Origin of the sequence: Corynebacterium sp. HMSC22B11, assembly GCF_001815965.1 — a bacterium.
Taxonomy (GTDB): domain Bacteria; phylum Actinomycetota; class Actinomycetes; order Mycobacteriales; family Mycobacteriaceae; genus Corynebacterium.
The window spans coordinates 1-8881 of sequence record NZ_KV823525.1 but is presented as its reverse complement, the minus strand read 5'-3'; the positions used below and the strand labels follow the sequence as shown (position 1 = coordinate 8881).

The window sequence follows — 8881 nt, the reverse complement described above, 5'->3', positions numbered from 1 at the left end:
CGATTCCGGACACACTTTTTGACCCTTAACCCGTGAGCCACGCTCACAGCGCCATCTAGCATGGATGGCACAAGAGTTAAGAGAACTTTCGGCACCACCCTTAAGCCAGGAAGTGAAAGATTGTCCGCTGCACTGATCACCGCCCACGTCCTTGCCATCCTCGTTGGCATCACCATTGGGCTCTTCGGCGGTGGCGGGGCAATCCTCATGGTGCCCATCCTCAGCTATATCGCGGGCTGGCCCACCCAGGAATCCATCACTGGCTCCCTGTTCATCGTCGGGCTCACCAGCCTGTTCTCGACTTTCCTGCACGCCCGGCCGACCAAGGAACAGCGGGAACGGGGACATAAAAAGGGCAACGTCCGGTGGGGGACGGGCGTCGTCTTCGGTGGGCTGGCGATGCTGGGTGCCTTCGCGGGCGGGCAACTGACCGCCTTGCTGCCCGGCATCGTCGTCATGACGATCTTCGCCATCGTGATGATCGCCTCCGGCATCGGCATGGTCCGCGGCAGGAAGCCGTCCGCACCAGCAGCACCGAGCGCCACGGACGGGAAAGCGACCCCGAGCAGCGTAGGAACCGCAGCGACCCTGCCACTGACCCGGGCGCAGAAGGTGAAGATCGTCCTCGCAGCACTTGGCATCGGCGTGATCTCCGGGCTGGTCGGAGCGGGCGGCGGCTTCCTCGTCGTCCCGGCCCTGGCACTGCTCGTGGGCTTCACCATGCCCGCCGCGGTGGGCACCTCGCTGCTGGTCGTGTCGATGCAGTCGGCCTCGGGGTTCCTCTCCCACATCCTTCACGTGGACGTCGACTGGCAGGCCCTCGGCAGCCTCACCGGGCTTGCGATGGCTGGCACGATCCTTGGCACGCTGCTGGGCTCGCATATCCCGGCAGCGAAGTTGAAGCGCGCCTTCGGGGTCTTTGTGCTGCTGATGGCGGCGGTTGTGCTCGCGCAGGAGTACCTGCTCGCCTAGGCTCACGCCTCCTGGTTGAGGCGGTTTTAGTGTTGGCTAAGCTGCTTGGGGCTGCCGGCAGGCGTTGGTGAGAACCAGCCACCGGCCACCAACCCCCGAGACGAGCGAAGGAGAGCCACGCGAGATGACCGAACCCACCGGCGCACCCACAGGGCGTGCACAGCGCGCCGCCCGCCCCAGCATGTTGATCGCCCTGCTGGGGATCTTCTTTGTCGGGCTGAATCTGCGCCCGGCGATCATTTCCGTGGCCTTCGTGATCCCCGATATCCGTAGTGATCTCGCGCTCGGCGCCACCGCGGCGGGCCTGTTGACGACGGTTCCGCTGCTCGCGTTTGTCCTTCTTTCCATGCGCGCCCCAGGGTGGGGACGTCGGTTCGGGCTGGCCCGCACTATCCTCGCGGCCCTCGTGATCCTGATGGTGGGGTTCGCGATCCGCCTGGTGCCTAGCGCTACTGCGCTTTTCATCGGCATGGCCGTGGTGGGCGTGGCGATCACCATCGGCAATGTGCTGCTGCCGGCGTTTATTAAGGCGCGCTACCCGGATAAGGGCGGCATTCTCATGGGCGTGTACACCGTGAGCCTGTATGCGGGCCCGGCCTTGGCCAGTGGACTGACGCTGCCGATCGCCCGGGCCACGGGGTCCTGGCGGATCGCCCTGCTGAGCTGGGGGATCCTCGCGGTGATTGCGCTGCCGCTATGGCTGCCACAGGTTGGAAAGGTGAAGCTGCGGCCGGGCACCCCGGCGGCGACGGTGCAGCTCACGGAGAATGGCGGGGCGTCCGGCGCTGCGGAGGGTGCCAGCGCGGGGGAGGAGACCGCCGATGCTTCTGGCGCGGCGGAGAATTCCACCGACGCTTCCGGCGCGGCATCCAGTGCGAAGGCGGCCCCACCGGCGATTGCGATGAGCAGCATGCTGCGCTCCCCGCTGGCGTGGGCGGTGAGCGTGTACTTCGCGGTGCTCTCCGTGCTCTTCTACACGGTCAACGCGTGGCTGCCGACGATGTTCCTGGAGCAGGGCCGCGGGGAGAACGCGGGCGGCGAGATGCTCACCGTCGTGAACCTGGTGGCGATCCCGTGCGCCCTGGCGGTGAGCATCCTCGTGCACCGGACCAGGAGCCAGGTGTGGGCGACCTCCATCGGCTCCCTGGGTTTGGGCGTGGGCCTGGCGGGCATGTACTTCGCGCCAGCGCACTTGGGCATGGCTTTCGCGGTGTTCTTCGGTATTGGGCACGGCACTGCCACGGGTATTGCGTTCTCCCTGGCGATGCTGCGCACCCGCACGGTGGCGGGCACGGCGGGGCTGGGCGCGCTCAGCCAGACCGCGGGCTATACCTGCTCCGCGATCGGCCCGGTCGGCGCGGGCGCGCTGCATGACGTGCTCTCCGGCGGGGGAGTGGCCCAGCCGTGGTCCGTCGTCATGGCTGGCCTGGTGGCCCTGGTGGTGCTGCAGTTCCTCGCCGGCCTGTGGGCAGGTCGCGACCGCTACCTGGAGGACGCGCTCAACAACTAGCGCGCTGGGCAGCTAGCGCGCTGGGCTAGCTTCCCTTCGGCCCGAGCTCCTCCTCCAGTACCTCCTGGACGACCTTCATCGCACTCAGTGCTGCAGGCGCCCCGCAGTACCCGGCGGTGTGCAGCACGGCTTCGGTGATCTCTTCGCGGGTCAGCCCATTACGCAGGCCGCCGCGGACGTGTCCGCGCAGCTCACCGGTGGCCCGCAGCGCGACGAGCATGCCAATATTCAGCAGGCTGCGATCCCGCTTCTCCAGGCCGGGCCGGTTCCAGATGGAGCCCCAGACGGTCGCGGAGATGTGCTTCTGCAGCTCCTCGCCGTCCTTACCCGCGTTGCGTTCCAGCGCGGCGTCCACGAAATCATCGCCCATGACCGCACGCCGCATCTCGATGCCCGCCTCGTAGGCGGTGTCCATCGCCTCCGCTAGGGAGTCGTTTTTCTTCGTCTCTTCCGTCATGCTCTCGCCTTCCGTGTGGTGTTGTGGTTGTGGTGCTGTGTTTTTTAGCGACGTCGCCCGCCTCAAGCAGGCGCTAACGCCAGCTTAGAACCCGGTGCAGACACGCCCCGCGCAACGGTGTGGCGATCGCCTCGGCGTGCTTGGTGATCACATGTGTGATCGTGTCCTGCTCGTTGGTGGCGGGTCAGTCCATCTGCAGCACGGTGCGCAGCTCTGCGAACAGTTCCGGGCGGACCTGGTGGGTGACCGTCCGGCCTACTCGCACCTTCTCTAGCAGGCCGGCTTCAGTCAATCGTTTGAGGTGGTGAGACACAGTCGGCTGACTCAACCCAGACCTCTCTGTTAGCTCCCCGACACTGACCGGGCCGCATCCCTCGGCCGCCAACCTCGACAGCAGCCGCAGGCGGGCAGGATCGGCCAGCACCTTGAACAAGGTGGCATAACGCTCGGCCTGATGCTCGGTCAGGGGGCCAGAACCGAGCGAGCAACAGGAGGCAAGATCAGTGAGTGGAAGGATCTGCGGGAGGGTCATAACAGCCATCCTATATTGACGGTCATCTATATGAAGATTACTTTTAGTATCGATGACCATCAATATGTAAAAGGGGTCTTATGACTGTTTCCCATCGCCCGCGCATGTCCTTTTTAGATCGCTTCCTGCCGGTGTGGATCCTTCTGGCCATGGCTGTTGGCCTATTCCTGGGCCGGGCGTTCCCCGGTATTAGTGACGCTCTGGGCGCCCTGGAGGTCGGCGGAATATCCCTGCCGATCGCCCTTGGCTTGCTGGTGATGATGTACCCGCCGTTGGCGAAGGTTCGTTACGACAAGACCCGGGAGATCGTCGCCGATAAACGCCTGATGACCGTTTCCCTCGTCCTTAATTGGCTGGTCGGCCCGGCTTTCATGTTTACTCTGGCCTGGATCTTCCTGCCGGATCAGCCGGAGTTACGCACGGGGCTGATCATTGTCGGCCTGGCTCGGTGCATCGCGATGGTGCTCGTCTGGTCGGACCTGTCGTGTGGTGATCGGGAGGCCACGGCCGTGCTGGTGGCCATCAACTCGGTGTTCCAGGTGATTATGTTCAGCGTGCTTGGTTGGTTCTACCTCCAGATCCTGCCCTCCTGGCTGGGGCTGGCGACCACCTCGGCCGAGTTTTCCTTCTGGTCCATCGCCACCTCCGTGCTCGTCTTCCTCGGCATCCCGCTGTTGGCCGGAGTGCTCTCTCGACTCATCGGTGAGAAGACCAAGGGCCGTGCCTGGTACGAGGACACCTTCTTGCCCGCGATCTCCCCGCTGGCGTTGCTCGGCCTGCTGTATACCATCGTGCTGCTGTTTTCCCTGCAAGGCGAGCAAATCACCTCCCAACCGTGGACCGTGGCTCGTCTCGCGGTGCCGCTGCTGATCTACTTCGTGGGCATGTTCGCCCTCGCGCTGGTGGTCACGAAGATGTCGGGGATGAACTACGCGCAGTCGGCGTCGGTGTCGTTCACGGCCGCAGGAAATAACTTCGAGCTGGCCATCGCCGTGGCGGTCGGTACCTTCGGGGCGAACTCCGCGCAGGCGCTGGCCGGCACCATCGGGCCGCTGATCGAGGTCCCGGTGCTCGTCGGCCTGGTCTACGTCATGCTGTGGTTGGGGCCGAAACTCTTCTCCCAGGATCCGACCCTGCCCGCATCCCCCGCATCGTCTTCACAGACTGCTGCATCGGAGAAGGAGAATGCCATCTCATGAGTACCCGTCCGAGAGTTCTGTTTGTCTGCGTAAGCAACGGCGGCAAGTCCCAGATGGCCGCAGCCCTGGCCGCTCAGCATGCTGGCGATCGGGTCGAGATCCGGTCTGCCGGCACCAGGCCTGGCCACAAGCTCAACGCCGAATCTGTCGAGGCTATCAGTGAGGTCGGGGCCGACATGTCCGGCGGAACCGCGAAGGGGATCGACCCGCGGCTACTGCGGGAGGTCGACCGCACCGTCATTCTCGGTGAGGACGCCCAGTTGGAGCTACCTGAGGATGCTCACGGCACGTGCGAGCGGTGGGTGATCGACGAGCCGTCCCAGCGGGGCATCGAGGGCATCGAGCGGATGCGCCTGATCCGCGATGAGATCGACACTCGGGTACGCAGGCTTCTCGATGAGTTGCTCGAGAATTAACTGCCCACCTCATAGCGGTTGAGGTGCTGTGGTTTTTTAATGACGTCATCCGGCCTAGGCAGGCGCTGACCCCAGCTTAGAATCCGGTGCAGACACTCCCCGGGCACGGTACGGCGGGCGGTAACCGCGGGCGCTGACACGTCGTTATCCGAGAAGGGCGGGATCCGCCCGGACCTGCTATGTGATGCGGGAGTATTCGAACATGCGGCCCGTGTCTGGTGCGTTGTCTATGGTGAGAGCGTGACTTCTCCAACCGCACTTCGCCTGGACCGCGCGACCATGCGCCAGAACCTTGACTGCTTCAAGCTGCGATGGCGGGAACGCCTCGACGGCTGGGGCAACGACGACGAGGGCGGACTTGAGCGCAAGTACGCGCAGAGCTACTGGACCGAGCTTTTCGAATGCTTCGGCGTGACCGCCTCCCGCATGGACCTGTTCGAGCAGGACGCCCGGCGAGCGAGCACCGGCAAGACCGGCTATATTGACCTGTTTTGGCCGGGTGTGGTGATCGGGGAGGCGAAGAAGCCGGGGGTCGATCTCCAGGTCGCGGTGGATCAGGCACGCGACTACCTGCTCGGCGGCACGATTACGCCGTCCGAGCAGCCCCGTTACATTCTCGCCAGCGACTTCGAGCGCCTCCGTTTGGTGCGGCTCGGCTCGGCAGAGCAGCGCTTCGACATTGAGTTCCCGCTCGCGGAGGTCACCGAGCACGTCGATGAGCTGAAGTTCCTCGCCGGTTACGAGGAGACCCTCACGCGGGAGGAGCAGCAGGAGGCCTCGATCCAGGCATCACGCCTGATGGCCGACCTGTTCACCGCAATGGTCGGCGACGAGGTCGACGAGGAAGTCGGCGATGAGGCCCCGACCAACCCTGAGGACGAAGACGCCGCCGTCCAGGTGACGTCGATGTATCTGACCCGTCTGCTGTTCCTGCTGTTCGCCGAGGACTCCGGGGTCATTGAGCAGGATCTCTTCTATCGCTTCGTTCTGGAGCACACCACCAGCGAGAACTTGGGAAGCCAGCTTGGTGCGTTGTTTGAGGTGCTGAATACCCCGGAGGCTCAGCGCCGCCGGGTGCCGGATTCCATGGCGCGTTTTCCGTACATCAACGGGGCGATCTTCGCGGAGACGATGCCCACGCAGTTCTTCACCCCGGAGATGCGCGATGCGCTGCTGAATGCGTGCCGGTTCCGTTGGACGAACATCAGCCCTGCCTTGTTTGGGTCGATGTTCCAACTGGTGAAGTCCAAGGAGGCCCGCCGGGATGACGGTGAGCACTACACCAGCGAGAAGAACATTCTAAAGACCATTGGCCCGCTGTTTTTGGACGAGCTGCGCGCTGAGGCGGACCGGCTGATCGCGGCAAAGTCCACACCGGTGGCGAAGCTGCGGGCATTCCGCGACAGCCTGGCCGACATGGTGTTCTGCGAAACTTTCATAGCACGAGGGATACAAACGCGCGCGAACTGCGATTTAGCTGCCTGACTGGTTCAACTAGCGAGGAGGCTATTCACGTGCTGTTGTCATTGCCCTCTCATGGGGACGGCTTCGATCTTGCCCGCCAGAATAGCGAGCCAGACAAAACACAAAACGGAAAAGGCTCTCCAGGGGTAACCGCCCATGACAATCGCTCGAGAAATCTTGCGCTTTAAGGGCAGCCACCTAATCTCTGAGCGGTTATATTCTTGTAAACACAAGTACGGCAAACCGTTTTCATCACAAGGGAAGCTCTATCATGGCGAGTGCGCTCACAGGACCAATCGCGGCCTTCAACGAGAGCCTTACATCCATTTTCTTCCAATTCATCGAGGAAAGTGTCTGGAATGTGGGCTCCTGGTCGGGGCCGCTCATTGACGGATTTGTGGCCCCAAAGATCACCCCATGACAAGTCAATGCCACCTTCGGGGATCCCGAAGTAACCGGTTGCGGGAGCCTGTGGACGCGGACGCCGTCTTGGAGTGCGAGGACCTCCACGGCGACCTGCGCACCGCCCCCGGCCGCCGAGATCTCGCAGTATGACGTCGAGATGATGGAGGACACCGCCATCCGCGGTCACTAGACACCATGAACTACGAGTTCCACGATTTCGAGACGCTCGTCGAGATTCCGGGCGAGTGGCAGGTCCGCCTCATCCTCTCCGATGACCTCGATGCGGCTTACGTTCCCCTGTCACCGGAGATGACGGCGCGCATCGCTGAGGCTCTCGAAGAGGCACCGGAGTGGTTGGCGGTAGCACGGGAGCGGATCCGGGAGGAATTTCCGGACGGTGAGGTACCTGAGCTGACCAGCGTGTGCGTGCTGTCCGAACCCCTGGAACGCTGGCGCTTCGGGGTGTCCTTCTGGCTGGCGGAGGATCGTGAGCACGGTCGGGGCCTGCAGTTCGCCGCCACCGAGACCGAGGGTTACACCGTCGTGGAGTACGGGGGCGCCGAGGTGGCCTTCTACTGATCCCCGCACACCGCTTCGTGCTCGACTTGCCCGGGGTGTTCGAGCTGGATCGTCGAGTGCTCGATGCGCAGTTCCCGCGGCGCCTGCTGCGCCGCCCCGAGAATTCCGCACTCCTCTGCCGGCACACGCTCCTGATCGACGACGGGGTAGGTGTCAGCATCGTCAAGAAAAACCATGGGGGCCAGAATCCCACAAAAATCCCACAAGAGATATGACAGCCACGACAATGGTGGCCCTCATGGCACTAACGACGTGGACCTGACCAGCGCAAACACAAAACCCCAGCAGGCAGCCAGCCGACCCAGCGCAACCGGACGCCACCGACAACGCTGACGGCACCGATAACGCAAGCACCCCATCGGACGCTGGTGGAACCGATAACGCAGGCACCGCATCGGAGGCTGGGGGAGCGTTGGCCCGCACGGGGGCTGAGGTTGTGCCAGCCGCGTTGGCGGCCGTGACTGTTGTGGCGGGTATGGCGTTGTTGATGGTGATGCGCCGCCGACGTGCCTAAGGCGTCTTGAGGTGAGCCTCGTCGTTCCCTTTCTTGCGAGGGGAGGCGCTCGTGGATGTGGTTTTCATTTTCGCGAGGAAGCCGCGCAGCGTGATGAGTACGCCGTAGATGACGGAATACAGAACCAGGCGGTAGAGGAACGTGAGGAAGTCGTTGATGTCGCGGAGCTCGTTGCCCTCTGCATCCACGATGATGTTGTCGGGGGTGACGGCTGTTTCGCCTTGGGTGGGGTGCTCGATGATGACGCTAGCGGAGAGGTATTCGCCCTCGTTGAGGAACAGTGCCTCAAACGGCGCGTTGTAGATCGGGTTGCCAGGGACGTCCGCGATCGCGCTGACGATGGCCCCGACTATGAACAGGAGGGTACCGAACACGGTCCACCCCTTGCTTGGGAGGAGCAGTATGAGGAAGATCCCGAGGAGAATCCCTGATGCGACCCACGGCACTTCCGACATCACTACGACCAGGAGCATGAACAGTTGCATCCCTAGGGAGAACAGCCCGAAGATCAGGAGTAATCCGAGGACGACGAAGATAATTCGGATCTGAGGCGGGACCTTCTTGAGAAGCCTGCGAGCCATCGGAGTTTTCGAAGTATTCGGTGCTTCTGGTGAGGTTGTCACAGCGACGTCCTTTATCTTCGGTGCAGTTCCACCGCTTTCGCTGGTGGAACTGCAGGAACCTGACGCTAAGGTTAAGGAAGTATCTTTTGAAATCACGTTAGCCGCCCATGGTGAACTGGTCAGCGACCGTCGGTGAACGGCAGGTAAACCCGGGGGTGGTGGGTTGACGTAGAAACGTGTCCCTATGTTTTTGTCAAGTGCCAGACCGAT

At 63.1% G+C, this 8881-nt stretch carries 10 protein-coding genes; 6 read left to right on the top strand and 4 right to left on the bottom strand.

Annotation, left to right across the window (positions count from 1 at the left end; translation table 11 throughout):
- Positions 1–120 precede the first annotated feature (120 nt).
- Both HMPREF3088_RS09720 and HMPREF3088_RS09715 read left to right on the top strand, forming a co-directional pair.
- Positions 121–972, top strand: a complete 852-nt coding sequence (locus tag HMPREF3088_RS09720; RefSeq protein WP_246818158.1) for a sulfite exporter TauE/SafE family protein — start codon at positions 121–123, stop codon at positions 970–972.
- Positions 973–1096: 124 nt separating this feature from the next.
- Positions 1097–2482 (top strand): MFS transporter, encoded by a 1386-nt coding sequence (locus tag HMPREF3088_RS09715; RefSeq protein ID WP_070759786.1) that lies wholly within the window; start codon positions 1097–1099, stop codon positions 2480–2482.
- A 25-nt stretch (positions 2483–2507) separates the two neighbouring features.
- Here HMPREF3088_RS09715 and HMPREF3088_RS09710 read toward each other — a convergent pair whose 3' ends face one another.
- Both HMPREF3088_RS09710 and HMPREF3088_RS09705 read right to left on the bottom strand, forming a co-directional pair.
- Entirely contained in the window at positions 2508–2897 is a 390-nt protein-coding gene (locus tag HMPREF3088_RS09710; RefSeq protein ID WP_371441319.1) for a carboxymuconolactone decarboxylase family protein, read from the bottom strand.
- 226 nt (positions 2898–3123) lie between these two features.
- Positions 3124–3471, bottom strand: a complete 348-nt coding sequence (locus HMPREF3088_RS09705; RefSeq protein ID WP_070759784.1) for an ArsR/SmtB family transcription factor — start codon at positions 3469–3471, stop codon at positions 3124–3126.
- Positions 3472–3551: 80 nt separating this feature from the next.
- Between HMPREF3088_RS09705 and arsB the strand changes: the two genes are divergently transcribed.
- From arsB to HMPREF3088_RS09680, 4 genes are all read left to right on the top strand, one after another.
- Positions 3552–4670: an ACR3 family arsenite efflux transporter gene (gene arsB / locus HMPREF3088_RS09700; RefSeq protein WP_070759783.1), complete on the top strand. Its 1119-nt coding sequence runs from the start codon at positions 3552–3554 to the stop codon at positions 4668–4670.
- Positions 4667–5086: an arsenate-mycothiol transferase ArsC gene (locus HMPREF3088_RS09695; RefSeq protein WP_070759782.1), complete on the top strand. Its 420-nt coding sequence runs from the start codon at positions 4667–4669 to the stop codon at positions 5084–5086. The genes arsB and HMPREF3088_RS09695 overlap by 4 nt, the downstream gene beginning before the upstream one ends.
- Positions 5087–5326: 240 nt before the next feature.
- On the top strand, positions 5327–6571 hold the full coding sequence (locus tag HMPREF3088_RS10795; protein ID WP_246818156.1) for a type IIL restriction-modification enzyme MmeI: 1245 nt from the start codon (positions 5327–5329) through the stop codon (positions 6569–6571).
- A gap of 579 nt (positions 6572–7150) precedes the next feature.
- On the top strand, positions 7151–7534 hold the full coding sequence (locus HMPREF3088_RS09680; RefSeq protein ID WP_016663416.1) for a hypothetical protein: 384 nt from the start codon (positions 7151–7153) through the stop codon (positions 7532–7534).
- Here the strand turns inward: HMPREF3088_RS09680 and HMPREF3088_RS09675 are convergent.
- Positions 7528–7710, bottom strand: a complete 183-nt coding sequence (locus HMPREF3088_RS09675; protein ID WP_049050027.1) for a hypothetical protein — start codon at positions 7708–7710, stop codon at positions 7528–7530. The two genes, HMPREF3088_RS09680 and HMPREF3088_RS09675, sit on opposite strands and share 7 nt — an antisense overlap.
- Before the next feature lie 334 nt (positions 7711–8044).
- Positions 8045–8671: a hypothetical protein gene (locus tag HMPREF3088_RS09670; protein ID WP_016663414.1), complete on the bottom strand. Its 627-nt coding sequence runs from the start codon at positions 8669–8671 to the stop codon at positions 8045–8047.
- Positions 8672–8881: the final 210 nt, after the last annotated feature.